Raw genomic sequence first — 24,135 nt, forward strand, 5'->3', positions numbered from 1 at the left:
CGGAAGCTGCGGTGTTCCACCACACGCATCACCGCCCTCGTTCAAGCCGTCCTCACCCTGCATCTGGCCAGCTCAGACCGAGGATGAAAAACGCTCAGTGGCGGAGAGGTACTCCTTGGTGTTGTTGGCAAGATGGGGCAAGCTGCGGTCGCTCCTCGGTGGCTCGCCGGGGCGAATGTAGCGAGGGCCGTCGCGGTGCTTCGTTGCAGAGACGTGGCTGTGGCGCCACTACTGTGCGCCTGGCTCGGATCGAATCACTTCCTGCGTCAGGCTGAGTTGGCAACGAGCGGCGACAGTATTCAGCCCACGCTTGGCATGAAGGACCTCGCGCGGTTTGACATCAACTTGCCGACTCATCCGCGTGCGGCTGTGGACCTCGCAGCCCAGACGGCGAAGATCGACACGCTCATCGCGGAGGCGGAGCGATTCATCGATCTGGCCGTTGAGCGCCGGTCGGCGTTGATCACGGCTGCAGTGATGGGTCAGATCGACGTACGGGAGGCGGCGTGATGGCTGATCACAACGAAGCGGCCTTCGAGAAGGAGATCTGCGAGTACCTCAAGGCACGCGGCTGGCTGTACTCGATGAACGACCACGACGGGGGCGAGTACGACCGCGAGCGAGCGCTGTTCCCGGCAGATCTGTTCGCGTGGCTGAAGGCGACTCAGAAGCCTGCGTACGAGAAGGCGCTGAAGGCGGCGGGCTCGCAGGCGAAGTTCCTTGACGTGCTGACCGCCGCTTTGGATAAGCCGCTTGAGCATGGCGGCGGGACGCTGAACATCCTCCGTAACGGGGTTCAATACATCGGTGGCGGCCGGTTTAAGATGGCGCAGTTCCGCCCTGAAACCTCTCTCAACGCGACCACCGTGTCGCATTACGAGGCGATGCGGGTGCGGGTGGTGCGGCAGGTGCACTTCTCGACCGCCGACCAGCGCACCATCGATATGGTGTTCTTCATCAACGGGCTCCCGGTGGCCACGGTCGAGTTGAAGACCGACTTCACCCAGTCGCTGGACGAGGCGATCAACCAGTACAAGCACGACCGTAAACCGCTGACGAACGGGCGTCCGGAGCCGCTGCTGTCGTTCGGTCACCGGGCGCTGGTGCACTTCGCGGTCTCCAACGGCCTGGCGGCCATGACTACGAAGCTGGAGGGGGAGAAGACCCACTTCCTTCCGTTCAACATCGGCTTCGACAGCGGTGCTGGCAACCCGCCTGGCGCGGACGGTGGGTCGGCGACGTCGTACCTATGGGAACGCGTCTGGGAGAAGCACGCTTGGCTGAACATCATCGGGCGGCTGGTGATCGTGCAGACCAAAGAAGAGTGGGACGTCACCACCGGCACCTCGGTGCGGCGTACGAGCATGCTTTTCCCGCGCTTCCACCAGTGGGAGGCCGTCACGAGCATCATCGCCGCAGTGAAGGAGGAGGGCGTCGGGCGCCGGTATCTGATCGAGCACTCGGCCGGGTCAGGCAAGACAAACACCATCGCCTGGACCGCCCACGGGCTGGCCCGACTGCATGATGCCGCCGACAAGAAGGTCTTCGACTCCGTCATCGTGGTCGTGGACCGTACTGTGCTTGACTCCCAGCTGCAGGATGCGATTCGGCAGATCGACGGAAACAAGAAGATTGTCGCGACGATCAGCCCCGAGGACGTCCGCAAGGCCGGCGCGAAGTCGAAGTCGGGTCTGCTGGCACAGGCGTTGAAGAACGGCGAGCTCATCATCGCGGTGACGGTGCAGACCTTCCCGTATGCGCTGGAAGAGATCCGGACCGACGCCGGCCTGCAGGGCAAGCGGTTCGCCGTGATCGCTGATGAGGCGCACTCTTCCCAGTCGGGGCAGATTTCCTCGAAGCTGAAGCAGGTGCTGACAGCCGAGGAGATCAAGGAGATCGAGGAGGGCGGCGAGGTCGATGTGGAGTCGGTGCTGGCATCGGAGATGACCGAGCGAGCCGAGTCGGAGAACATCTCCTACTTCGCCTTCACCGCCACGCCGAAGAGCAAGACCCTCGAACTTTTCGGCCGCAAGGGGGCCGACGGGAAGCCGCGCGAGTTCCACCTGTACTCGATGAAGCAGGCGATCGAAGAGGGATACATTCTCGACGTCCTTAAGGGCTACCAGTCCTACGACACCGCGTTGAAGATCGCGGGTAGGGCGGAGAGCGGTGACGGGAGCAAGGAGGTCGAGGAGGCCGCCGCCCGCAAGGGGCTGATGAGGTGGGTGCTGCTACACCCGACGAACATCAGCCAGAAGGTACAGATCATCGTCGAGCACTTCCACGCCAACGTCGCCTACCTCCTTGAAGGCAAGGCGAAGGCAATGGTGGTCACTGGCTCACGCAAGTCCGCGGTGAAGTACAAGCTGGCGATAGACGCCTACATCGCCAAGCGCCGAGCCGAGGACGCCTCGTACAATTACCGCACCCTCGTCGCCTTTTCGGGCGGGGTGACGATGCCCGAGGACGAGACCTGGCACAGCGACTGGGGTCCGCAGCCATCGAAGGACGACGAGTTCACCGAGGCAAATATGAACCCCGGCGTCGGAGCTGATCTGGCGGCCGCGTATAAAGGCGACACATACAAGATCATGCTGGTCGCCAACAAGTTCCAGACCGGCTTCGACCAGCCCCTGCTCTCGGCGATGTACATCGACAAGAAGCTGCCAGGGGTCACCGCGGTGCAGACGCTCTCACGCCTCAACCGCACCCACCGGACCGCTAGCGGGGAGCAGAAGCGCAAGACGTTCGTCATCGACTTCGCCAACAAGCCCGAGGACATCAAGACGGCCTTCGAGCCGTACTTCAAGAACGCGACTCTGGAGACCGAGACCGACCCGTATGTCGTCGTCCATCTGGCCAACAAGCTCGCCCAGGCCGGGATCTACACCGAGGACGACGTCCGCAAGGTCGCCGAACTGTGGGTGACCCGGAAGGGCAACAACGCGCTCTCGGCAGCGATCAGCCCGGCACAGCACGACTTCCGGCGCCGTTACGCGCGGGCGATCGAGGATAAGGACAAGGTAAAGCTCCAGGAGCTGGACCTGTTCCGAAAGGATGTCTCCACCTACGTACGGCTCTACGACTTCATGTCCCAGATCGTCGACTACGGCGATCCCTACATGGAGATGCTCTCGATCTTCCTGCGTCTGCTGGAGAAGGTGATTGCCGAGTCCGCTTGGGCGGCCGACGTAGACCTCTCCGACGTGGTGCTGGTCGGGGTCAAGCACACCAAGGCGATCCCGGTCGACATCTCGCTCGTGGGCGACGGACAACTGAAGGGAATCAGCGCCGCTGGCACGGGCGCGAAGAAGGATCCGAAGTACGTCGCGCTTCAGGTCGTCATAGACAAGATGAACGACCTCTTCGGTGCCGAGACGTTTGCGGCCTCCCAAATCAGGGAGTTCGTACAGGGCCTTGTGCAGCGGCTGCTCGCCGACCCGAACCTGGTACAGCAAACCAAGGTGAACTCCAAGAAGCAGTTCCTGGAGTCACAGGACTTCCAAGCTGCCGTTACGGAGGCAGTCGCAGACAACCAGGACGCCCACAACACGATGGCTGACTACTTCTTCACCGACGGACCGGCCATCAGCGCGATCATCGTCGCCCTCGCGGATGCCTTCTACGAAGCGGCAGTCGATCAGCAGGTGGGTTCAACCTGAGTAGACGCCGAAGTCAGGCGTCCTTGATCTGTACGCGGTCGCCGCACAGTTTCGACCAGTCATCGCGGTCCGAGGTGAGTACGAGGACGGGTGCCGGGGAGCGGAGCGCCATCGCGGCGACGAGGGCGTCGATGGCGTACTTGTGGCCGTGCAGGCCGCCGGCGTCGCTCAGCAGTTGCACCGCGGTGAGGCTGTCCGCCTGGGTGACGTCCTGGACCTGAAGCCGGGAGAGCACCCAGTGCAGCCGAGCGGCGTCCGTCTTCCCGTAGACGGCCTCCACCACCGTCAGGGCCGACACGAGGACGGGCACCCCCACGCGTCGAGCGGCCTCGATCCGGGTGATCATCTGGCGGTCGTTGCGCAGGAGCAGCGACAGTGCCTGGGAGTCGAGTACCAGGGACCTGGCCGCGGGTTCCTTCATGCGGCGCTGTCGTTCGATGCGTAGGGCGCCGGTGCGTCACCGAATAGTTCGCGCTGCGCGGCCTGGACCTCGGCCTCGCTCAGCGGCTCGTGCTCGGCTTCGTAGGCGGCCACGATCTCGGCGAGGCCGTCCATGGCGAGCTGATGCCGGACCGCCGCCGTCACGTACGCGGACACGCCGCGCTTACCGGTACGGGTGCGCAGAGCACCGAGGAGTTCAGAGGGCATCGACACGGAGATGTTCTCCGTGCCGCCGGGGCGGGGTGACTTCATGGCAGCAAGTCTAGTACAGAAACTATTACAGCGTCTGGAGTGCTGCGCAGTCTGTATCCGGGGCGGGCGTTGACGCGTAGTCTTGGCGCTTCTGGATCTTCTCGTACTTGGCAGTGAATCCCGTGCTGGGATGGTGCTGGGATGCGCCCACATAACCGCAGGTCAGAGTGGTTGTGGTGGAGTTCCGCTTCAACGTGTAGTGCCTGACTCCTTGGAGGAGTGGATCCTCGGTGCGCCGAGGGGCGGTGGCGACCGCCCTGGCTCGGCAGGGCGGATTCAGTCGTGGTTGCAGGTCTGCTCCGACCCCCGCCGACTCCTTGCTGCGGGTTGTACCCGCAGGTCGGAAGAGTGGCGGGGCTCCGTCTGTCGGCGGCCTGAAGGGACGGGAAGGGGAGGGTTCGCCCTCCCCTTGGCGCCGGGGTTTGTCCGCTGAGTCGTGCGCGGGGTCGTCCCCGGCTGCCTCAGGGTTGTTGAGTGCTCATGTGGTGAACTGGGCGCTGATGTAGGACTGTTGCGGGGACGACGATCGTGTTCCCGAGCTCCTGGCACGTGTCGAGCGCGAGGACGACGCAGGGGCGTGGGACGAGCTGGATCACCGGCTGGTTCTTGAGGGCGACCTGGTGTTCCCCGCCGGTTTCGCCGCACTGCCGCGTCTGGTGCGTCTCGCGTCGCGGAGCGCGCGGGCGCGCGGGCCGGCCGGGGCGATCGTGCGGTGCGCGGCAGGGGGCCACGGGTGCGACGACCTGCTGGCGGGCTGTGCCGACGCGATCGTGGAGTTCCGGGAGCTGCTGGACCGGCACCTGCGGTCGCGGCCGGTCGACCACTTCGAGACTTTCCTCCACTTGCTCGCGGCGGAGGAGCAGTACCACTGGAGTGCGGCCCTGGGGGACTTCTCGGATGACTTCTACCAGGTCGACTGCCCGCACTGCGCTGCAGAGGTGACGATCGCCATCGGCGACCACGGGCGCTACTCGGCGATCCGGGACTGGCACCTCGGTGACGTGGACCGGCGCGGACTCGGGCCGGCGTCTCCGGGGAGCCTTTCCGGCGTCGGTCGATGGATGCACGAGACTGCCGTCCGTGACGGGAAAACCGTGCTCGCCGACGGGATCGCCCATCTCTTCGGCCGTGCGGAATGCCCGCGCTGTGCCGGCGTCTTCGACATCGCGGACGAGTACGCGTCCTTCCACCGCCCCGTCATGTGAGCGGTGTGTCGGGAGCGAGCGGCTCCCGGTGGGTTGCGCAGGATCAGCCGTATGCGGGGCGGCCTTCGCGACTGCTCGGCCGAGGGGGCTCGCGGAGGCTGTTCCGGGCGTGGAGGAGCTCCGGATCACCGTGGTGGTCGGCGGGTCGGAGGCATTGGCGGTCGATGTGTGGTGAGTGCCGTATCGCCGTGGTTGCGGTGCGGTAGGCGTGCGGGTGAGAGAGGCCTGTCCTTTGGGGCGGGTCCCTTTTGTTTGTTTGTGTCGGGTTTGTGTGGGGTCAGAGGGTGAAGACGATCTTGCCGAAGTGGGTGCCTTCGGTCATGCGGGTGAAGCCTTGGGGGGCCTGGGTGAGGGGGAGGGTGTGGTCGAGGGTGGGGCGGGTGCGGGTGGTGGTGAGGAAGGTGAGGAGAGCGCGGAGTTCGTCGGCGGTGGCGACGGTGGAGCCGACGACGCTGAGCTCGTGGGAGGCGATGCGGGTGAGTTCGGTGGTGGTGGGGCGGTCGCCGGAGGTGGCGCCGGAGAGGACGAGGGTGCCGCCGCGGCGCAGGGAGCGGATCGAGTGCGACCAGGTGGCGGCGCCGACGGTCTCGAGGACGGCGTCGACGGGGTGGGGGAGGGGGGCGCCGGGTTCCAGGGCGTCGGTGGCGCCGAGGGCGAGGGCGCGGGCGCGTCTGCGGGGGTCGCGGCCGGTGGCGTAGACGCGGAGGCCGGCGGCGCGGGCGAGGGCGATCGCGGCGGTGGCGACGCCGCCGCCGGAACCCTGCACGAGGACCGAGCCGCCGGGACGGACGCGGGCCTGGGTGAAGAGCATCCGGTACGCGGTGAGCCAGGCGGTGGGAAGGCAGGCGGCCTCCGCGAAGGAGAGTCCGGGGGGCTTGGGGACGAGGTTCCCGGTGGGCACGGTGACCTGCTCGGCGAAGGTGCCCTGGTACTTCTCGGTGAGGATCGAGCGGGCCTCGCCGGGGGCGAGGCCGTGGCCGGTGAGGCCGACGACGGGGTGCACGACCACCTCGTTGCCGTCCTCGTCGACGCCGGCGGCGTCGGTGCCGAGGATCATGGGGAGCCGGTCGGCGGAGAGGCCGACGCCGCGCAGCGACCACAGGTCGTGGTGGTTCAGCGAGGCGGCGCGGACGGTGACGCGGCTCCAGCCGGGGCGGGGCCGGGGAGCGGGGAGCTCCCCGAGGCGCAGGCCGTCCAGGGGGTCGGGGAGGCCGAGCTCGGCGGCGTAGGCGGCGAACATGGCGGGGCGGTCACCACTCCCGCTGCGGGAAGTCGTCGGCGCCGCACCAGTGGACGACGGTGCCGCCGTAGCTCATGCCGGCGCCGAAGCCGAGCAGGAGGACCCGGTCGCCGGGGGAGAGCCGGCCGGTGCGCTCGGCCTCGGCGAGGGCGATGACGACGCTGGAGCCGCTGGTGTTGCCGTACCGGTCGGCGACGACGACGGCCTTGTCCTCGGGCTGCCCGAGGCGCCGGACCAGCTCCCGTACGAGCACCGGGTTGGCCTGGTGGGTGACGATCAGGTCCACCGCGTCGAGGGTGGTGTCCGCCGCCGCGAGGACGTCGTCGACGAAGCCGGGGACCACGGTGAGGGCGAAGTCCTTGACGCCCCGGGCGTCCATGCGGGTCAGGTTGGCGCCGCTGAAGCGGTTCGGCCGGCCCTCCTCCACGACGCGCTCGACGTACGCCGTGTAGTACCGCTCCGGGTCGGTGCCGAGCAGCGTCCGGCCGATGCCGGGGCTCCCCTCGCACCGTTCCAGGAGGTAGCAGGCGGCGCCGTCGCCGAAGATCGCGTGCTGGGTGCGGTCGTCCGGGTCGTTCAGCTGGGCCACCGTGTCGGCGACGACGACCGCCACCCGCTCGTACTGCCCCGACCGCAGGTACTTGTGGCCGACGTCCAGGGCGAACACGCCGCCCGCGCAGCCGCCCGCGTTCACGTCGAAGCCGGGGACGCCGTGGACCTGGGCCTTGCGCAGGATGAGCGTGGCGACGGCCGGGACCATGTGGTCCGGGGTGAACGTGCAGCAGATCAGCAGGTCGACGTCGGACGGCTCCACCCCGGCGCGCTTGCACGCGTCCTCGAAGGCGCCGAGCCCCAGGTCCGAGGTGTGCTCCCCGGGGCCGGCGACCCGCCGGCCGGTGATGCCGAGCCGTTCGCGCATCCAGGCGTCGCTGGTGTCGAAGCGCTCGACCAGCTGCGCGTTGGTGACCTCGTGCTCCGGCAGGCAGACGCCTATGGCGCGGATGCCGATGCCGATGCCGGTGTCGGTGTCGGTGGGCTCGTGCGTACTGGCGTCGGACCTCGTCATGTCGAACTCGCTTCCCCCGTGTCGGGCCGTTCCCGGTGGTGTGTGTTCCTCGTGTCGTGGTGCCGCAGGCCGGACGACATGCGGACGGCGCCGTCGACGCGGATCGTCTCGCCGTTGATCATCGGGTTGTCCAGGACGTGCGCGACGAGGGCGGCGAAGTCGTCCGGGTCGCCCCACCGCCGCGGGTGCACCAGGTCGCGGTCCAGCTCCGCGCGGGCCGCGGCGGGCACGGCGGCGACCGCCGGGGTCGCGAAGAAGCCGGGGGCGACGGTGACGACGCGGATGAGGGAGCCGGCCAGTTCGCGGGCGAGCGGCAGCGTCATGGAGACGACGCCGCCCTTCGACGCGGCGTACGCGGCCTGCCCGACCTGGCCCTCGAAGGCGGCGAGGGAGGCGGTGTTGACGATGACGCCGCGCTCCTGGCCGGCGGGTTCGTTGGCCGCCATGCGCGCGGCCCCCAGCCGGACGACGTTGAAGGTGCCGACCAGGTTGGCGGTGACGACCTCGGCGAACCGTTCCAGGGAGTGCGGCCCCGAGCGGCCGACGACGCGCTCCGCGTGCGGCACCCCGGCGCAGTTGATGACCGCGCGGAGGGTGCCGCGGTGCTCCGCGGCGTCCAGCGCCCCGGTCACGTCCTCCGGGCGGGTCACGTCCCCGGGGACGAAGACGGCCCGGCCGCCGAGGGTCTCCAGGGCCGCCCGGCCGCGCTCCTCGCCGCGGCCGAGGAGGACGGGGACGACGCCGGAGGCCAGCAGCCGTTCGGCGACGGCGAGGCCGAGGCCGGAGGTGCCGCCGGTGACGAGCGCGGTCGTGGTGGGGGACATCAGCGCTCCTCGTGGGGGCCGCCGGGGCGCCGGTGCGCGGAGAGGCGGTCCGTGATGACCGCGGCGAGCGCGCGCGGCCGGTGGGTGACGAAGTAGTGGTCGCCGCCGGGGATCTCGGCCAGCTCGACGTGGGCGGCGTACCGCTTCCAGCCGGCGTAGGCGTGCGCGTAGCCGGGAGTGGCGGCGTCCTCGTCGCCGATGACGACGACGAGCGGGGCCTCCAGGAGCGGCGGGCCGTTCCGTTCGGTCTCGATCTGGAAGCGCAGGCCCTGCGTCATGTCGTGCCGGAGCACGTCGAGGACGGTCCGCAGGTCGGCTTCGTCGAGGACGCCGTCGAAACCGCCGAGCGCCTTCATGTACGCGTACAGGTCGTCGGCCGACCGGCCGAGGACGTGCTCCAGCTCCGCCTCCGGTGCGGTGGAGGGCAGCGCGCCGCCGAGGTACACGGCCTCGGGCCGGCGGCCCCGGCGCTCGGTCCGCCGGGCGACGGCCACCGCGAGGGCCGTGCCGGCGCAGTGGCCGTACACGGCGAAGGGGCCGTCGATCGTCCGGCAGATCTCCCCGGCGATCAGGTCGGCGGTCTCGTCCAGGCCGAGGAGGGGTTCGCCGGGTCGCGTCGGGTCGTGGCCGGGCAGGGCCGCGCTCCAGGTCGCGACGGCGGGGCCGAGCGCGGCGGCGAGTCGGTGGTAGGCGGCGGCGGTGCCGCCGCCGTAGGGGACGCAGACGAGGGCGAGCGGTGCGGGGGGTGCGCCGGGGCCCGGCACGCGGGCCGGGTCGTGTGCCGGCCGGTGTGCCGGATGGCCCGTCGGCAGGTCCGTCGGCCGGTTCGTCGGCCGGTTCGTCGGCCGGTGTGCCGGACGGTTCGTCGCTCGGTCCTCCGGCCCGTGTGCCGGCCGGTCCTCCGCCCCGTCGTTCTCCTGTCCCTCCGTGGTCAGCCGGCGCAGGATGCGGGGGGCCGTGGTGATGTCGCGGTGGCGGAGGCGGAGGGCCAGGGCGGCCGGGGTGGGGTGTTGGAAGACGTCGAGGACCTCGGTGCCCCGGCCGATGCGGCGTGCCGCGCGGACGGCCTTGAAGGAGTCGCCGCCCAGGGCGAAGAAGTCGTCGCGGGCGGCGACCGCCGGCACGCCGAGGACCTCGCGGAAGACGTCCGCGACCAGGCGTTCGGCGGGCGTGGCCGGGGCGTCGCCGCCGCCCGGGACGGCGGTCGGCTCCGGCAGGGCGCGCCGGTCGAGCTTGCCGTTGGCGGTGAGCGGGATGCGGTCGACGGAGGTGACGGTGGCCGGCACCATGTGGGCGGGCAGCCGGAGGGCGAGCGCGCGGCGCAGGGCGACCGGGTCGGGGGCGTCCGGGCCGGCGGGCACGACGTACGCGGCGAGGACGGTGTCGCCGACGGCGTCCTCCCGGACGACGACGCGGCAGGCGGCGACGGACGGGAGGGCCCGCAGCGCGGCCTCGACCTCGCCGGGTTCGACGCGGAAGCCGCGGACCTTCACCTGGTCGTCGGCGCGGCCCTCGTACCGCAGGAGCCCCTCGGGGGTGCGGCGGGCGAGGTCGCCGGAACGGTACATGCGGGAGCCGGGCGGGCCGAACGGGTCGGCGACGAAGCGCTCGGCGGTGAGCCCCGGCCGGTCCAGGTAGCCGCGGGCCAGCTGGGATCCGGCGACGTACACCTCCCCGGTGACGCCGGGCGGCACCGGGCGGAGCCGGGTGTCGAGGACGTACAGGCCGAGGCCGGGCAGGGCGCGCCCGACGAGGCTCCCGCCCCGGGAGGCGGCGCGGGAGGGGTCGAGCGCCAGGTGGCTGGCGTGCACGGTGGTCTCGGTGATCCCGTACATGTTGACCAGCTCGGGGCCGCCGTCGGGGTGCAGGGCGTACCACTCGGCCAGGCTCCGGAAGTCGAGCGCCTCGCCGCCGAGCACGACGTACCGCAGCGGCGGCCCGGGGGCGGTCGGCGGGGCGGCCCGGTACGCGTCCGTCAGCTGCTGGAACGCGGAGGGGGTCCGGCTCAGCACGGTGACGCCCTCGTCGGCGAGGAGCCGCAGGAGGCGGTCGGGCGCGCGGCGGACGTCCGGGGGCACCAGGACGAGCCGGCCGCCGTGCAGGAGGGGTCCCCACAGCTCCCAGACGGAGAAGTCGAACGCGAAGGAGTGGGCCATGGACCACACGTCGTCGGCACGGAGGTCGAAGAGCTCGCGGGCGGCGGCGAACAGGTCGAGGACGTTGCGGTGCGGCACGACGACGCCCTTGGGGCGCCCGGTGGAGCCCGAGGTGTGGATGACGTACGCGGCGTCGTCCGGTGCCGGCGGACGGCCGGGTCCCCCGGGGAGGTCCGCGGACGCGTCGGGCGCGGGGCCGCCGGGCCCCGGGACGGGGAGGACGGGCAGGCCGGGGACGGCCGGGGGCGGCGGTCCGTCGGCGGTGCTCAGCAGCAGCGCCGGCCGCGCGTCGGTGAGCAACGCCCGGATCCGGTCCGGCGGGTGCTCCGGGTCGACGGGCAGGTACGCGGCGCCCGACGCGAGGACGCCGAGGAGCGCGACCACCAGGTCGGCGGAGGGCGGCAGGCAGACGCCGACCAGCAGCCCGGGGCCGCAGCCGCGCCGCCGCAGCAGGCGTGCCAGCCGCTCGGCGCGCGCGTCCAGTTCGGCGTAGGTCAGGGAGTCGGGCCCGCAGGTCACGGCGGTGGCGCCGGGGGTGCGGCGGGCCTGTGCGCGGAAGGCGTCGACGAGGGTGGCGGGGCCGTCGGCGCCGTCGGCCGGGGCGCGGCGCGGACGGATCCGTACGAGCTCCCGCCGCTCCTCGTCGCCGAGGACGCCGACGGCGTCGAGCGGACGGTCCGGGGAGGCCAGGACCCGGCGCAGGAAGGAGTCGAACCGCTGCCGGTGGCCCGCGAGGTCGGCGGGTTCGTAGAGCGCGGCGTTGGCGTCGAGGGTGAAGGTGAGGTCCTGGGGCGTCGCGTACGCGCCCAGCATGAAGTCCTCGACGGGGCCGGGCGCGTGGTTGCGCAGCCGGGCGGCGCAGGGGCCGAACGACACGTCCGCGTCGAGGGACATGACGTTGGCCGTGGGGCCGAAGACGCGGTCGTCGCCGTGCCGCGCGCGCCGGTCGCGGCGGAGGTCCTCCAGGCGGTAGCGCCGGTGGGCGCGGCCGGCGTCGATCGCCGCGCAGGCGCGTCCGAGCACGGCGAGGAAGGTGTCCCCGGGCGCGCACGGGACGCGCAGCGGCACGATGGTGGAGACCATGCCGGGGGTGGTCGCGGCCGCGCCGCCGTGCCGGTTGGACACCGGCAGCCCGAGCACGGCCTCGGGCGCGCCGGTGACCAGGCCGGTGTACGCGGCGAACGCGGCGATCACCACGCGCGGCCACGGCACGCCGTGGCCGCGCGCGAAGGAGGTGAGCCGTTCCCGCAGCCCGTCGTCCGCGTACCAGGTCTCGCGGAGCGGCACGCCGGCCGGGGGCAGGGCCGTGTCGGAGAAGCCGGGCACGTCGGCGAGGTCCGCGCAGGCGTCGCGCCAGTGGCGGCGGTCCTCGGCGAAGGCGGGCGAGGCGCGGTAGCGGCGGTCCTCCTCGACGAGGGCGTCGAGGCGGCTGAAGGGGGAGGGGGGCGGGGTGCGGCCGGCGGCCAGCGCGCCGTACACCTCGGCGGCGCGGCGGACGAGCAGCAGCGATCCGACGCCGTCGGAGACGATGTGGTGCAACTGCCAGAACCACACGTGGCGGTCGGGGGCGAGGCGGAGCACCGCGTGGCGCTGGACCTCGCCCGCGGCGGGGTCCAGCGGCGTGTGGACGCGGGCGCGTGTCCACTCCCCCGCCGCCTCGTCGGGGTCGGGCGCGCCGGTGAGGTCGACGAGCGGCACGGGCGGGTCGGGCCGGGCGCCGATCCGCTGCCAGGGCCCGTCGTCGTCCTCACCGAAGTCGGTGCGCAGCGCGTCCGCCTCGGCGAGGGTGCGGCGGACGGCTTCCTGGAGCAGGGGCGGTTCGAGGGGGCCCCGCAGCTCCAGGGACTCCGCGTAGGCGTAGGCGAGCTTCGAGACGTCCAGCCGCTGGCCGTACCAGATGCCGGCCTGGCCTTCGGTGAGGGGGAGCCGGCGCGGGGAGCCGGCGGGTGAACCGGGCATGTCGGAGCCTCTCGTGGGAGGAGGGCCGGGGGATCGGCCCTCCCGCTCGGTCCCGTGGCACGGGGGCGGCGGGCGGGGGCGCGGGCGGCGGGCCGCCCGGTGGGGCCCTGGTATTCGGGCGGGGCCGGGGGTCTCGGGGCGGGGCCGGGGGTGTCCGGAAAGTGGTGGAGTCTGCCCGGCGGGGCAGGGGCGGGGGTGTCTCGGGCAGGGGCGGGGTGTCTCGGAGCAGGGTCGGAGGTGTCCGGTGCGTGCGATCGCGAGGCGGAGGGGGAGTCGTGGCACGCCGGGCGACCGACGGCGACGCGACCGCTGGGGGCGCCTCCGTGTCCGAAGGGCCACGGGGGATGCGTGTCGGGCGTTCCCGTGTCCGAAGGGCCACGGATTCCGTGACGGGCGCCTCCGTGTCCGAGGGGCCACAGGGGGTGCGTGTGGGGCGTTCCCGTGTCCGAAGGGTCACGGAGTCCGTGTCGGGCGCCTCCGTGCCCGAGGGATCACGGGGGGTGCGTGACGGGCGCCTCCGTGTCCGAGGGGCCACAGGGGGTGCGTGTGGGGCGTTCCCGTGTCCGAAGGGTCACGGATTCCGTGTCGGGCGCCTCCGTGCCCGAGGGATCACGGGGGTGCGTGACGGGTGCCTCCGGCTGGGTGGGGCCTCCCCGGCGCCCCCTAGCGGGCGGTGTGGCCCGTGCCGCGGCAGATCTCCAGGAGGGCCATCGCGATGGCCGTCCCCTGCCGCCCGTACGCCTCGGTGTAGGGGGAGATGACGCGCATCTCGCGGGTGAGGTCGGTACGGGCGCCGCCGGCGGACTGCCGGACGCGCTGGATCTCGCGGGAGAGTTCGAGGCGGCGGGCCACCAGGGCCCGGACCTCCGCGTCGACGACGTCGAGGCGGGCGCGCAGGGCGGTGACCTCCGCGGCGGCGGTCGGCTCGGTCCGCGTCGTCATGGTCAGTTGCCCCAGGTGTGGCCGAGCGGGGTGAGCAGGTCGACCACGGCCTTGCGGGTCTCCTTGGTGGCGTCCCCGATGGTCTTCGCCGTGGTCGAGATCGTCCGGCCCGCGGGGGACTCCGTGGCCATGGCCGACGGTGCCGTCGCGACGGCCGCGAGAGCGATTAAGGCCACGGTGGCGACTCTGCGGGTGGCCGGCTTCACGGTGGGGTGGGGGATGGCGCGCATGCGTCTCGTCTCCTCGGCTGTCTCATGTCGGTGGAGGTGGTGGTCGTTCTCGGTGATCCGATCCTCACACTCGTCACGAGTCCCAGTCAGCACTGACGATTGTCAGGGTCCTGTGATGGCAACTCCCTGTCATGCCGACGATTTCCGGCCCCCGCGCCGAGCTCCTCCAGGGCGCTCACGAGCGGACGGGCGGGTTCCCAGCGGAGCGCCGAGCCGGCCGCCGAGGGCAGGGCGCGGGCCACCAGACGGGCCGCCGCCAACTCGGTCTCCTCGCCGTCGGGATGGCCGAGGAAGAGCGTCAGATGCGTCGCACCGTCCGGCGCCCGGAGCACATGGACGTGTTCCAGACAGTCCTCGGGCCGTGCGGTACGGCGGATCCGGTCGATCAGGGGGGTCCCGCCGGGCAGTGCTCCGACGGGAACGGTGGTCGTCACCAGGTACATGAGTTGCGCCTCCACGAATATCCAGTGAACCAGCTCGTGTACCCCTGAGTAAGGTTGCCCTGGCTCGAAACGGGCTGGGATAGTTGAAGTGGCTGCGGTGTACTTCGCGCAGTTGTCGGGGGAACTTCGGGGGGAGTCGAGCGATGGGACAACTGGGTCTGGATGCGGATGCCGAAGCCGTGTACCGCATTCTTCTGAAGCGGCCCAGAGCAGGGGTGGCGGAGATCGCCGAGGGGCTCGACTGGACCGTCGAGCGCGCCCGGCGCACCCTCGACAGACTGGCCGAACTCACCCTGGTGCGGGACTCCTCCGAGGAGCGGGGAAAGGTGCGCCTCGTCAACCCGGAGTTCGGCCTGGCCGGTCTCCTCCAGCGCCAGGAGCGGGAGCTCGCCCAGCACCAGCAGGCCGTCGCCGCCACCCGTCTGGCCATCACGCAGATGCTCACCGAGTACGACGACGACAGCGAGGCGCAGACCGACGAGGTCCGCCGCTACACCGGCCTCGACGCCATCAACTCGCAGATCGAGCGGCTGGCGCAGAGCGCCGAGAGCAGCGTCGAGGTGTTCGCCCCGGGCGGCGCCCAGACCGAGGCGGCCCTGGAGGCGGCCCGCCCGCTGGACCGGGCCGCGGTGGAGCGCGGGGTGCGGGTCCGCTACGTCTACCTGGACTCGGTGCGCAACGATCCGACCACCCTCAACTACGCGCGCTGGCTGCACGACATCGGGGGCGAGGTGCGGGTCCTGCCCCAGCTCCCACCCCGCATGATCATCTTCGACCGCCGGGTCGCCATCGTGCCCATCGACCCGGAGGCCGCCGCCCGCGGCGTGCTGATCCTGCGCGGCGCCGGCGTCGTCACCGCCCTGGTCTCCCTCTTCCGGCAGACCTGGGCGCGCGCGGAGCCGCTCGGCGGCAGCAGGGTCGAGACGGCGGACGCGCACGGGCTCACCCGTCAGGAACAGGCCGTCCTCGACCTGCTCTTCGAAGGGCACACCGACGACGTCGTCGCCCGCAAGCTGGGCGTCTCGGTGCGCACCGGCCGCCGCATCACGGCCGACCTGATGGCGCGCCTGGGCGCCCGCAGCCGCTACCAGGCGGGCGCGCTGGCGATGGAGCGCGGCTGGCTGGGGAGCGGCGCCGCGCACACCGGCGTCCCCGCCGGGGCGGAACCCCGCGGGGACGCCGGAGCGGCGGCCGGCACACCGGCCGCCGACGCCTGAGGCCGTCCCGCGCGCGGCGCTGCCCCCCACCGTCATCGGGCGGGCACGGGCGCTTCGGCGCTGCCGGCCGCTGTGCCGGCCGCCGCGACCGGTCCGGGCACGGCGGCGAACGGCCCGACGACCGCGACCGGCTCCGGTGCGGCGGGGAGCGATACGGCGACCGGCTCCGGTCCGGTGGCGAGTGGCACCGCGACCGGCTTCGGCGCGGTGGCGAGTGGCACCGCGACCGGCTCCGGTGCGGCGGGGAGCGGGGTGTTGACCGCGTCCGGGACCGGCATTCCGGCGAGTGCCAGCAGGACCGACTCGGCGGCCTGGGTGCCGGCCCGCTCCTGCGCCTCGGGAGTGCTCGCCCCCAGGTGCGGGGTGACGACGACGTTGTCCAGCCCGAACAGCGGGGAGTCCGTGCAGGGCTCCCGCTCGTACACGTCGAGGGCGGCGCCCGCGACCCGGCCCTCCACCAGCGCCGCGTACAGCGCGTCCTCGTCGACGATCCCGCCGCGCGCCGCGTTCACGATCCGCAGGTCGGGGCGGACGCGGCGCAGTGCGTCCGCCCCGACCAGCCCCTTCGTGGCCGCGGTCAGCGGCAGGTGCACGGTGAGGAACCGGGCCCGCGCGAGCAGCTCGTCGAGCCCGGTCAGCCGCACGCCGAGGGCGCGGGCGTGCTCCTCGTCCGCGTACGGGTCGTACGCCACGACCTCCATGTCGAACGCGGCCAGCCGGCGCGCCACCAGCGAGCCGATCCGGCCCAGGCCGAGGACGCCCGCCGTCTTGCCCGCGAGCTCCACGCCCGTGAACGACGCGCGCTCCCACCGCCCCTCCCGGAGCGCGGCGTCCGCGCGCGGGACGTGCCGGGCGAGGGCCAGGAGCAGCGCGACCGCGTGCTCGGCGGCGCTGACGACGTTGGAGGCGGGGGCGTTGGCGACGAGCACGCCCGCGGCGGTGGCCGCCGCGACGTCCACGTTGTCCAGGCCGACCCCGGCCCGCGCCACCGCCTTCAGCCGCGGCGCCGCCGCCAGGGCCTCGGCGTCGACGCGGGTCGCGGAGCGCACCAGGACCGCGTCGGCGCCGGGCAGCGCGGCGAGCAGCGCCGCCCGGTCGGTGCCGTCGACGTGCCGCACCTCGACCGCGGGGTTCCGGGCGAGGAGTTCCGCGGCCTGCGGGCTGAGCGCGTCGGCGATGAGGACGACGTACTGACTCATGGGGCGACTGGCCTTTCCTGCGGGAAGGGGGTGAGGTCTCGGAAGGTGCCGGAGGCGGCCGCCGCGACGGCCGCGGCGAGCAGGGCGGACCCGTCGAACGGGACCGGGCGCACCGGGGCGCCCAGGGAGGCGAGCGCGGCCAGGTGGCCGGCGCCCGCGTCGAGGTCGTACAGGTGCAGGGGGAGCCCCGGGCGCGCCGGGCCCGACCACGACAGCAGCCGGGGCCGGGCGTCGGGCGCCGTGACGTGCAGCAGCTCCGGCGGGACGGACAGTCCGTCGCCGGTCGCCTTGAGCAGGGCCTCCTTGCGCGTCCAGTAGCGCACGAAGCCCGCCGGGCGGCGGGACTCCGGGAGCCCCGCGAGGACGGCGCGCTCCGGCCCGCACAGCACCCGGTCCGCGGTCTCCCCGGCGAACGGGGCGATCCGCTCGACGTCCACGCCGATCTCGGCGCCGGCCGCGACGGCCACCACCACCCGGTCCCCGGAGTGCGACCAGGAGAGCCCGAGCGGCCCCCGCGGCCTGGGCTTCCCGTGCGGGCCGCCGCACCGCTTGCAGGTGGCGGTCAGCTCCAACTCCCCGGCGGGGACGCCGAGATGGGCACCGGCCACGGTGCGGGCCAGGGCGTGCGCGGTGAGGTGCAGGGCCCGGGCGGCGGGCTGCCGCAGCCGGTCCGCGCGCTCCCGCGCGGCGTCGTCGAGGAGGCCGCGCAGCAGCGGGTGGGCGTCGCGGGCCGACGCCCACCACAGCTGGCAGGTGCCGGGCCGCAGCGCCGGGACCGGCCCCGCGGTCCCGGCGGTCACAGCCCGCCGTCCACGGGCAGCACGGCGCCGGTGACGTACGAGGCGCGGTCCGAGGCCAGGAAGGCGGCGACCTCGGCGACCTCCGTGGCGAGCCCGGTCCTTCCGAGCGCGGTGCGGTCGGCGACCTGCGCCCTGACCTGCTCGTCGAGGGCGGCGGACATGTCGGTGTCGATGAGGCCCGGGGCGACCGCGTTGACCCGGATGCCGCGCCGGCCGACCTCCTTCGCGAGGGAGCGCGAGAAGGCGATGATGCCGGCCTTGGACGCCGCGTAGTTGGTCTGCCCGGCGTTGCCGTACAGGCCGGACACGGAGGCGACGGTGACGATGCTGCCCGCCCGGCGCTTCATCATCGGGAAGACCACGGACCGGCAGACGTGGTAGACGCCGTCGAGGTTGGTGTCCATGACGTCGTGCCAGTCGCCGTCGGCCATCATCAGCAGCGGCTTGTCCCGGGTGACGCCGGCCGAGGTGACGGCGACCGCCACCGGGCCGAAGTCCGCCTCGGTCTCCTCCACCCAGTCCCGCACGGACGCGGCGTCGGAGACGTCGACCCGCCGGGCGAGCGCCCGGGCGCCTAGGCCGTCGAGCTCCTTCTCCAGGAGTGCGGCGGCCTGTTCGTTGCCGCGGTAGCAGAACGAGACGTCGTGCCCGTCCCGGGCGAGGCGCAGGGCCACCGCCCGGCCGATGCCGCGCGAGCCGCCGCTGATCAGCGCGACGGGCCGGGGACCGGCCGCCGTGCCGCCGCTCATCCGGCCGCTCCGTCCGTCAGCAGCCGCAGCACGGCGCAGCCCACCGGGCCGTCCGGGTCGGCGGCGGTGAGCAGCGCGATCCGGCCCGGCGCGCCGGGCTCCGACAGGAGCGCCGCGAGCTGGTACGCCCCGGTCGCCGCGGCCGTCTCGCCGAGCAGCGCCACGGACGCCGCCCGGTCCCGGGCCGCCGCGGGGAACAGCTCCTCGTGCACCCGGCGCTCCTGGTCGCCGGCGGTGCCGGGGGCCTCGGAGGGCACGGCCGCCCAGACGCCGGCCGCGGTGGTGCCCGCCTCGGCGAGCGCCGCGTCGACGGCGGCCGCGAGCGCGCCGGCGAAGTCGCCGTCCGGCGCGACCCGGTGGTGGACCGCGAGGACCTCGGCGAGCGGGGTGCCGGTCGCGGTGCCGACGGGTTCGAGCAGGACCATCACGCAGCCCTCGCCGAGGACGGTGCCAGCGCCGTGCGCCGCGCGCGTCAGGTGCGCGCGGGTCGCCGAGTACTCCTCGGCGGAGCCGGCGAGGACCCGCTCGGCGCGCCCGTCGGCGAGCAGCCGGCGCGCCTGGTCGAGCGCGACGAGGCCGGAGAGCCGGCCGGCCGCCACGGTGGTGTTGGGGCCCTTGAGGCGGTGGCGGATCGCGCTCGCCGAGGCGGCCCGGTTCATCGCCATGTTGGGGGTCTTCGACGGCGACACGTCGATGGGGCTGGCGCCTTCGAGGGAGGACTTGGTGAACTCCATGAACCCCTGGACGCTGCCGGAGGCGATGCCGAGGACGAGGCCGGTGCCCAGCTCCTCGTCCTCGCCCACCGGCCCGGTGCCGGCCAGCAGCTCCCGGACGGTCACCGCGGTGAGGCCGGTGAGCCGGTCCATGCCGCGGGTGCCGGCCTTGCCCAGCGCGTCGCGGACCTCGAAGCCGGGCACGACGCGGGCGGTCGTCTCCGGGTCCGAGGTCCACTCCTCGGGACCGGCGGACTCGGGCGCGGCGGTGCGGGCGCGCAGCGCGGCGGCGAGCGGGGCGCGGCCCGTGCCGTACGGCGACACGGCCGACCATGCGGTGATGACCGCGGTGCTCATCGGGCGTACTCCCCTCGGGGGCTGTCGTGGCGGCCGAGCAGGACGACGGCGTTGTTGCCGCCGAACGCGAGGCCGTTGTTCTGCACGATCCGCACGTCGGCCGGGACGGAGGCGTTCGGTACGACGTCGACCGGGCAGTCCGGGTCGGTGGTCCGGTGGTTGGCCGTCGGCGGGACGAAGCCGTGCCGGATGGCGAGCGCCGAGGCGATGGCGCCGAGGGCGCTGGCGGCCCCCATGGTGTGCCCGATCATCGCCTTGACGCCGACGGTGCGCGGCGGACGGTCGCCGTAGACCTCGCGGATGGCCGCGATCTCGGTGGTGTCGTTGGTGGGGGTGCCGGTGCCGTGCGCGGAGATCAGGTCGACCTCCTCCGGTTTGACGGACGCGTTCTCCAGGGCGAGCCGGATGCAGCGGGCGACGCTGTCCCGCTCCGGTGCCGTGGGGTGCGAGGCGTCGCAGTTGATGCCGTAGCCGAGGACCTCGGCGTAGATCTCCGCGCCGCGGGCGCGCGCGGACTCCTCGGACTCCAGGAGGAGCAGGCCCGCGCCCTCGCCGGTGAGCAGCCCCATCCGGTCGGTGTCGAAGGGGCGGCACTCGTCGGGGGCGATGAGGCCGAGCCGGGCGAAGCCCGCGAAGGTCTTGCGGTTGAGGGCGTCGGCGCCGCCGACGAGGGCCCATTCGGCGCGGCCGGCGCGGATGGCGTCGAAGCCGGCGCCGATCGCGTAGTTGCCGGCGGCGCAGGCGGTGGCGACGGTGGACGGCTCCACGTCGGACAGGCCGAGTTCGCGGACGACGCCGAGCGCGAGGCCGCCGGTGGCGGTGCGGCTCAGCGACGCGCCGGTGAAGGCGGCGAGACCGAGGGCGAGCGCGGACTCGGTGAGCAGGTCCAGCTCGCCGACCTCGCCGTCGGTGGTGCCGACGACGACGGTGCCGCGCCGGGCCCGCAGCCACTCCTCGTCGAGCCCGGCGTCGTCGAGCGCCATCCGGGCCGCGGCGGCGGCGAACTGGGTGGCGCGGCCGGTCCGTTCGGGCTCGAGGCGGTGGAGCCGGGCGGCGGCGTCGAAGCCGTTGACCTGGTGGCCGCGGCGGCTGGGGAAGCCGGTGGTGTCGAAGACGCTGATGTCCCCGGTGCCGACCCGCCCGGCCCGCAGGCCCTCGGTGAACTCCGCGACCCCGTCGCCGATGCTGGAGAGCGCGCCGCAGCCGGTGAGGACGACGCGGCGCGGCTCCGCGACGGGGCGGGCGGCCGCCGTACGTGCGGTGCTCCCCGCCGGTTCCGTGCGGGCGGCGCTCCCGGCCGGCTCCGTACGTGCGGCGCCCCCGGCCGGCGCCGTGCGGTCGGCGCTCACGGCCGGCGCCGTTCGGCGGTGGCGAGGACGCCGAGGACGGCCTCCAGGTTGACCAGCTTGGCGAGGTCGTCCTGGGGGATGACGACGCCGAGCTCCTTCTCGATGCGGGAGAGGATCTCGATGGCGCCCAGGGAGTCGGCGCCGTGGTCCTCGATGAACAGGCTGGTGGCCGTGAGCTCGTCGTCCTCCAGCTCCAGGATGTCGACGATGATGGCCCGTACGGCCGTGACGTCCACGGTGTTCGCAGTCATGGCGGTTGCCTCTCGGGTCGGTACGGCCTGGTTCTCAGGCGGCGTTGCGGATGAGGGAAGCGGGGCGCATGTCGGTCCAGGTGCGCTCGATGTGGGCGAGCGCGGCCTCGCGGGGGCCGGCGGGGAGGACGGTGGTCCAGCCGTCCGGTACGGCGGCGAACTCGGGCCAGAGGCAGTGCTGCCCCTCGTCGTTGACCAGCACCAGGAAGGTGCCGCTGTCGTCGTCGAACGGGTTGTTCTTCATGGTTTCTCTTCCTCGGTGTGTACGTCCGGGATTCCGCGGCCCGACCCGTTCGGGATTCCGCGGCCTGCTTTCTCGGGGGCCGCGGGGGAATCCGCCGGGATTCCGGCGGATTCCCCCGCGCGCCGGTCAGCGCAGGGTGTCGAGGTGGGCGGCGATGATCCGGCCGATCGCCCGCTGCGGTGCGGGCCGCATCATTCCGTCGTGGTCGGAGGCGATGCTGTGGTGGGTGATCCGGCCGCCGACGTGCGGCTCCCACACGGCGACCGTCGGGGAGTCCTGCGCGGTGCCCTCGGCGGCCGACAGGAAGAGCACGTCCCCGCCGAAGCGGTCCGGCGCGAACTCGGCGCTGAGCACCGCGTGGTTGCGCACGATCCGCAGCAGCCGGGCGAGCTGCTCCTCGTCGAGGCCGGCCAGCGGGTTGGCGTCCCGCCGGAACAGCTCCAGGACCTCGGAGAGGGTGGGCTCGCCGCCGGCGAACGCCGCCGCGTCGTACCCGCAGTACTCCAGGATCTTGGCGAGCAGCGCCCGGTCGTCCGGGATGCCGTCGGGCTCCGGGACCGGGTAGCCGTCGAGGTTCACGAGGAGCGCGACCCGGTGCCCGAGTCCTTCGAGGCGGGTGGCCGCCGCGTGGGCGAGGAGTCCGCCGAAGGACCAGCCGAGAAGATGGTAAGGCCCGGTGGGCTGAATTTCCAGAATTCTGCGGACGTATTCTTCCGCCATTTCCGGGATGCTCGTCGGAAGCGGTGCTTCCGAAATGATTCCGGACGTCTGGAAACCATAGACCGGGAATTCCTTCGCCAGGTGCTCGGCGAGCCCCAGGTAGGGCCAGCTGAGGCCCACGCCGCCGTGCAGGAAGAACAGCGGCTCGCGGCTGCCGTCCGGCCGGATGGGCAGCAGCGTCTCGAACGCCTCGGTGAGCAGCGCGGGCCGCCGCCCGGCCGTCCCGCCGTCGGCCGGCCGGGTCGCGGCGAGTTCGCCGGCCCGCTCGGCCAGCGCGCGCAGCGCCCGGAACCAGCCCTCGGCCAGGGCGCCCGCGTCGTCCGGGGCGAGGAGCTGTCCCGCCCACGTCCAGGTGGCCACCAGGACCGGCCCGTCGGGGCCGTCCTCGACCAGGGCGTCCACCTCCACGGTGTGGCCCAGCGGCATCCCGCCGGACGTCGCCGCGAAGCCCTCCCGGGCCTCGGGAGCGGCCGCCCAGCCGCCGTCGTACGACTCCACCGCGGCGAACCGGCCCAGGTAGTTGAAGCCGAGCTGCGGATCGCGCGCGGGCAGCGCGGAAGGACCGTCGCCCAGGTGGCGCAGGACGCCGTGGCCCAGTCCGTGGTCCGCGAGGGCCGAGAGCTGCTCGCGCATCTCCTTGACGGCCTGTTCGGCGCCGAGCGGGGCGGCCCGCAGCAGCACCGGATGGGTGCTGGTGAACCAGCCGACCGTCCGGGACAGGTCGACGCCCTCGCCCGACTGCTCGCGCCCGTGCGACTCGACCTCGACCAGCAGGCTCCGGCCGCGCCACTCGGCGACCGCGAGGCCGAGGCCGGCCAGCAGCACGTCCTGGACCTCCGCGTGGAAGGCGGACGGGCCGTGCTCCAGGAGCGGACCGGTGTGCTCGGCCGGCAGGGCGAGCCGCAGCGTGCGGGCGGTGGCGTACGTGTCCCGGGCCGGGTCCAGGGCCCGCGCCCCGACCGGCCGCTCCTCGCGGTCCAGCAGCTTCGTCCAGTACGGGAGTTCGCCTGCGCGGGCGGCAACCTGCCCGCGCAGGAGGCCGGCCCAGTGGCGCAGGGAGGTGCCGACCGGGTCGAGCGCCGCGCCGGGCCGCTCGTACGCGGCGAGCAGGTCGGGCAGCAGCACCCGCCAGGAGACGCCGTCCACCACCAGGTGGTGCAGCATCAGGACCAGCCGGCCGGGACGCTCGGCCCCGCGGTCGATCCACACGGCCTGCAGGACGGTCCCCTCGCGCGGGGCGAGCCGGTCGCGCGCGGCCTCCGACTGGGCGGCGACCGCCCGCCGCAGCAGCGTCTCGTCCTCGTACGCGCGGTGCGAGGCGTCGACGCGGGCCACCAGCGGGGCGACCGGGACGGTGCCCGGCTCACCGACCACGAGCCGCCAGTCGGCGGCGCTCCCGCCGGTCAGCCGCAGCCGCAGCGCGTCGTGGTGGTCGACGACCCGCTGGAGCGCGCCGGTGAGCCGCTCCAGGTCCAGGTCCGCGGGGGTGGTGAGGACGACGGACTGGTTGAACCCGTCGATCGGGCCGCCCCCTTCGAGGAGCCGCAGCACGACGGGGGTGGGGGCGAAGGCGCCCACGCCGTCGTCGGTGCCGACGGTCTCGACCGGCTCGGCCTCGTCGACGGCCGCGGCGAGCGCGGCCACCGTCTTGTGGGTGAAGACGTCGGCCGCGGTGACCCGCAGCCCGGCCCGCCGGGCGCCGGCCACGACCTCGATGGAGCGGATGCTGTCGCCGCCCAGGTCGAAGAAGCTGTCGTCGATGCCGACGGCGGGCAGGCCCAGCACGGTCGCGAAGACCTCGCCCAGGACGCGCTCGGCCTCGGTGCGGGGCTTCCGCGCGGGGCCCGTGGTGTGCGCCGAGGGGTCGGGGGCGGGCAGTGCCTTGCGGTCGACCTTGCCGTTCGGGGTGAGCGGCAGCGCGTCCAGGGTGAGCAGCGCGCTCGGCACCATGTAGTCCGGCAGGAGCGCGCCGAGCGCCGTGCGCGGGTCCTCGGTGGTGCCGATGAGGTAGCCGACGAGGCGTCCGTGGTGGACGGTGGCGGCGGCGTCGGTGATGCCGGGCAGGCGGCGCAGGGCGGTTTCGACCTCGCCGAGTTCGATGCGGTGGCCGCGGATC

General features: G+C 73.3%; 20 protein-coding genes and 2 pseudogenes. 5 read left to right on the forward strand and 17 right to left on the reverse strand.

The window, feature by feature from the left end:
• The 3 genes and pseudogenes from OO47_RS36610 to OO47_RS31045 all read left to right on the forward strand — a co-directional run.
• Positions 1-87, forward strand: a pseudogene (locus tag OO47_RS36610) (IS5/IS1182 family transposase); the annotation flags it as partial.
• 126 nt (positions 88-213) lie between these two features.
• Positions 214-510 carry a restriction endonuclease subunit S domain-containing protein gene (locus OO47_RS37485; protein WP_199812365.1) on the forward strand — a complete coding sequence of 99 codons (297 nt, stop codon included), beginning with the start codon at positions 214-216 and terminating at the stop codon, positions 508-510.
• Positions 510-3,662: a type I restriction endonuclease subunit R gene (locus tag OO47_RS31045; RefSeq protein WP_030222576.1), complete on the forward strand. Its 3,153-nt coding sequence runs from the start codon at positions 510-512 to the stop codon at positions 3,660-3,662. The genes OO47_RS37485 and OO47_RS31045 overlap by 1 nt, the downstream gene beginning before the upstream one ends.
• A 13-nt stretch (positions 3,663-3,675) precedes the next feature.
• Here the strand turns inward: OO47_RS31045 and OO47_RS31050 are convergent, their stop codons facing one another.
• Both OO47_RS31050 and OO47_RS31055 read right to left on the reverse strand, forming a co-directional pair.
• Positions 3,676-4,083, reverse strand: a complete 408-nt coding sequence (locus tag OO47_RS31050) for a PIN domain-containing protein (protein ID WP_030222579.1) — start codon at positions 4,081-4,083, stop codon at positions 3,676-3,678.
• On the reverse strand, positions 4,080-4,355 hold the full coding sequence (locus OO47_RS31055; protein WP_030222583.1) for a hypothetical protein: 276 nt from the start codon (positions 4,353-4,355) through the stop codon (positions 4,080-4,082). Before OO47_RS31055 ends, OO47_RS31050 begins: the two co-directional genes overlap by 4 nt.
• 770 nt (positions 4,356-5,125) lie before the next feature.
• Between OO47_RS31055 and OO47_RS34290 the strand changes: the two genes are divergently transcribed.
• Entirely contained in the window at positions 5,126-5,560 is a 435-nt protein-coding gene (locus OO47_RS34290; RefSeq protein ID WP_158708731.1) for a hypothetical protein, read from the forward strand.
• A gap of 277 nt (positions 5,561-5,837) precedes the next feature.
• On the opposite strand, the gene OO47_RS31070 is transcribed toward OO47_RS34290, so the two are convergent.
• The 7 genes from OO47_RS31070 to OO47_RS31100 form a co-directional block, all read right to left on the reverse strand.
• Entirely contained in the window at positions 5,838-6,800 is a 963-nt protein-coding gene (locus tag OO47_RS31070) for a zinc-binding dehydrogenase (RefSeq protein WP_030222589.1), read from the reverse strand.
• A 10-nt stretch (positions 6,801-6,810) separates the two neighbouring features.
• Entirely contained in the window at positions 6,811-7,866 is a 1,056-nt protein-coding gene (locus tag OO47_RS31075; RefSeq protein WP_030222593.1) for a 3-oxoacyl-ACP synthase III family protein, read from the reverse strand.
• The gene (locus OO47_RS31080) at positions 7,863-8,690 is read right to left on the reverse strand and encodes an SDR family NAD(P)-dependent oxidoreductase (protein WP_063831957.1); all 828 of its coding nucleotides are present in this window, start codon (positions 8,688-8,690) and stop codon (positions 7,863-7,865) included. Before OO47_RS31080 ends, OO47_RS31075 begins: the two co-directional genes overlap by 4 nt.
• Positions 8,690-12,805 (reverse strand): non-ribosomal peptide synthetase, encoded by a 4,116-nt coding sequence (locus tag OO47_RS31085; protein ID WP_051716392.1) that lies wholly within the window; start codon positions 12,803-12,805, stop codon positions 8,690-8,692. Before OO47_RS31085 ends, OO47_RS31080 begins: the two co-directional genes overlap by 1 nt.
• A gap of 663 nt (positions 12,806-13,468) precedes the next feature.
• On the reverse strand, positions 13,469-13,747 hold the full coding sequence (locus tag OO47_RS31090) for a chorismate mutase (RefSeq protein ID WP_030222604.1): 279 nt from the start codon (positions 13,745-13,747) through the stop codon (positions 13,469-13,471).
• Positions 13,748-13,749: 2 nt separating this feature from the next.
• The gene (locus OO47_RS31095; RefSeq protein ID WP_030222608.1) at positions 13,750-13,977 is read right to left on the reverse strand and encodes a hypothetical protein; all 228 of its coding nucleotides are present in this window, start codon (positions 13,975-13,977) and stop codon (positions 13,750-13,752) included.
• Between the two features lie 86 nt (positions 13,978-14,063).
• Positions 14,064-14,435, reverse strand: a complete 372-nt coding sequence (locus OO47_RS31100) for a hypothetical protein (RefSeq protein WP_030222611.1) — start codon at positions 14,433-14,435, stop codon at positions 14,064-14,066.
• A 164-nt stretch (positions 14,436-14,599) separates the two neighbouring features.
• On the opposite strand from OO47_RS31100, the gene OO47_RS31105 reads away from it, so the two are divergent.
• A complete protein-coding gene (locus OO47_RS31105; RefSeq protein ID WP_234323357.1) occupies positions 14,600-15,637 on the forward strand; it encodes a LuxR C-terminal-related transcriptional regulator in 1,038 nt (345 codons plus the stop codon).
• A 197-nt stretch (positions 15,638-15,834) separates the two neighbouring features.
• On the opposite strand, the pseudogene OO47_RS31110 reads toward OO47_RS31105, so the two are convergent.
• The 8 genes and pseudogenes from OO47_RS31110 to OO47_RS31145 all read right to left on the reverse strand — a co-directional run.
• A pseudogene (locus tag OO47_RS31110) lies at positions 15,835-16,836 on the reverse strand (hydroxyacid dehydrogenase); the annotation flags it as partial.
• Positions 16,833-17,636, reverse strand: a complete 804-nt coding sequence (locus OO47_RS31115; RefSeq protein ID WP_051716394.1) for a 4'-phosphopantetheinyl transferase family protein — start codon at positions 17,634-17,636, stop codon at positions 16,833-16,835. The pseudogene OO47_RS31110 and the gene OO47_RS31115, both read right to left, overlap by 4 nt.
• Positions 17,633-18,385, reverse strand: a complete 753-nt coding sequence (fabG, locus tag OO47_RS31120) for a 3-oxoacyl-[acyl-carrier-protein] reductase (protein WP_030222624.1) — start codon at positions 18,383-18,385, stop codon at positions 17,633-17,635. The genes OO47_RS31115 and fabG overlap by 4 nt, the downstream gene beginning before the upstream one ends.
• Positions 18,382-19,455: a beta-ketoacyl synthase N-terminal-like domain-containing protein gene (locus OO47_RS31125; RefSeq protein ID WP_030222627.1), complete on the reverse strand. Its 1,074-nt coding sequence runs from the start codon at positions 19,453-19,455 to the stop codon at positions 18,382-18,384. The genes fabG and OO47_RS31125 overlap by 4 nt, the downstream gene beginning before the upstream one ends.
• Positions 19,452-20,804, reverse strand: a complete 1,353-nt coding sequence (locus tag OO47_RS31130) for a beta-ketoacyl-[acyl-carrier-protein] synthase family protein (RefSeq protein WP_078490083.1) — start codon at positions 20,802-20,804, stop codon at positions 19,452-19,454. Before OO47_RS31130 ends, OO47_RS31125 begins: the two co-directional genes overlap by 4 nt.
• Positions 20,801-21,055, reverse strand: a complete 255-nt coding sequence (locus OO47_RS31135; protein ID WP_030222632.1) for an acyl carrier protein — start codon at positions 21,053-21,055, stop codon at positions 20,801-20,803. Before OO47_RS31135 ends, OO47_RS31130 begins: the two co-directional genes overlap by 4 nt.
• Before the next feature lie 34 nt (positions 21,056-21,089).
• Positions 21,090-21,299 (reverse strand): MbtH family protein, encoded by a 210-nt coding sequence (locus OO47_RS31140; RefSeq protein ID WP_030222635.1) that lies wholly within the window; start codon positions 21,297-21,299, stop codon positions 21,090-21,092.
• 126 nt (positions 21,300-21,425) lie between these two features.
• A partial coding sequence (locus tag OO47_RS31145; protein ID WP_030222637.1) for an alpha/beta fold hydrolase occupies positions 21,426-24,135 on the reverse strand: 2,710 nt, incomplete at its 5' end.

Source organism: Streptomyces bikiniensis, from assembly GCF_000716625.1.
Classification (GTDB): Bacteria; Actinomycetota; Actinomycetes; order Streptomycetales; family Streptomycetaceae; genus Streptomyces; species Streptomyces bikiniensis.

Excerpts from the sequence above, each read along its gene's own strand:
- OO47_RS31055 (WP_030222583.1), bottom strand. The coding sequence starts at position 4,355 with ATGAAGTCACCCCGCCCCGGCGGCACGGAGAACATCTCCGTGTCGATG.
- OO47_RS31070 (WP_030222589.1), bottom strand. The coding sequence starts at position 6,800 with ATGTTCGCCGCCTACGCCGCCGAGCTCGGCCTCCCCGACCCCCTGGAC.
- OO47_RS31050 (WP_030222579.1), bottom strand. The coding sequence starts at position 4,083 with ATGAAGGAACCCGCGGCCAGGTCCCTGGTACTCGACTCCCAGGCACTG.
- OO47_RS31135 (WP_030222632.1), bottom strand. The coding sequence starts at position 21,055 with ATGACTGCGAACACCGTGGACGTCACGGCCGTACGGGCCATCATCGTC.
- OO47_RS31080 (WP_063831957.1), bottom strand. The coding sequence starts at position 8,690 with ATGTCCCCCACCACGACCGCGCTCGTCACCGGCGGCACCTCCGGCCTC.
- OO47_RS31075 (WP_030222593.1), bottom strand. The coding sequence starts at position 7,866 with ATGACGAGGTCCGACGCCAGTACGCACGAGCCCACCGACACCGACACC.
- OO47_RS31125 (WP_030222627.1), bottom strand. The coding sequence starts at position 19,455 with ATGAGCACCGCGGTCATCACCGCATGGTCGGCCGTGTCGCCGTACGGC.
- OO47_RS31045 (WP_030222576.1), top strand. The coding sequence starts at position 510 with ATGGCTGATCACAACGAAGCGGCCTTCGAGAAGGAGATCTGCGAGTAC.
- OO47_RS31090 (WP_030222604.1), bottom strand. The coding sequence starts at position 13,747 with ATGACGACGCGGACCGAGCCGACCGCCGCCGCGGAGGTCACCGCCCTG.
- OO47_RS31140 (WP_030222635.1), bottom strand. The coding sequence starts at position 21,299 with ATGAAGAACAACCCGTTCGACGACGACAGCGGCACCTTCCTGGTGCTG.
- fabG (WP_030222624.1), bottom strand. The coding sequence starts at position 18,385 with ATGAGCGGCGGCACGGCGGCCGGTCCCCGGCCCGTCGCGCTGATCAGC.
- OO47_RS31095 (WP_030222608.1), bottom strand. The coding sequence starts at position 13,977 with ATGCGCGCCATCCCCCACCCCACCGTGAAGCCGGCCACCCGCAGAGTC.
- OO47_RS31085 (WP_051716392.1), bottom strand. The coding sequence starts at position 12,805 with ATGCCCGGTTCACCCGCCGGCTCCCCGCGCCGGCTCCCCCTCACCGAA.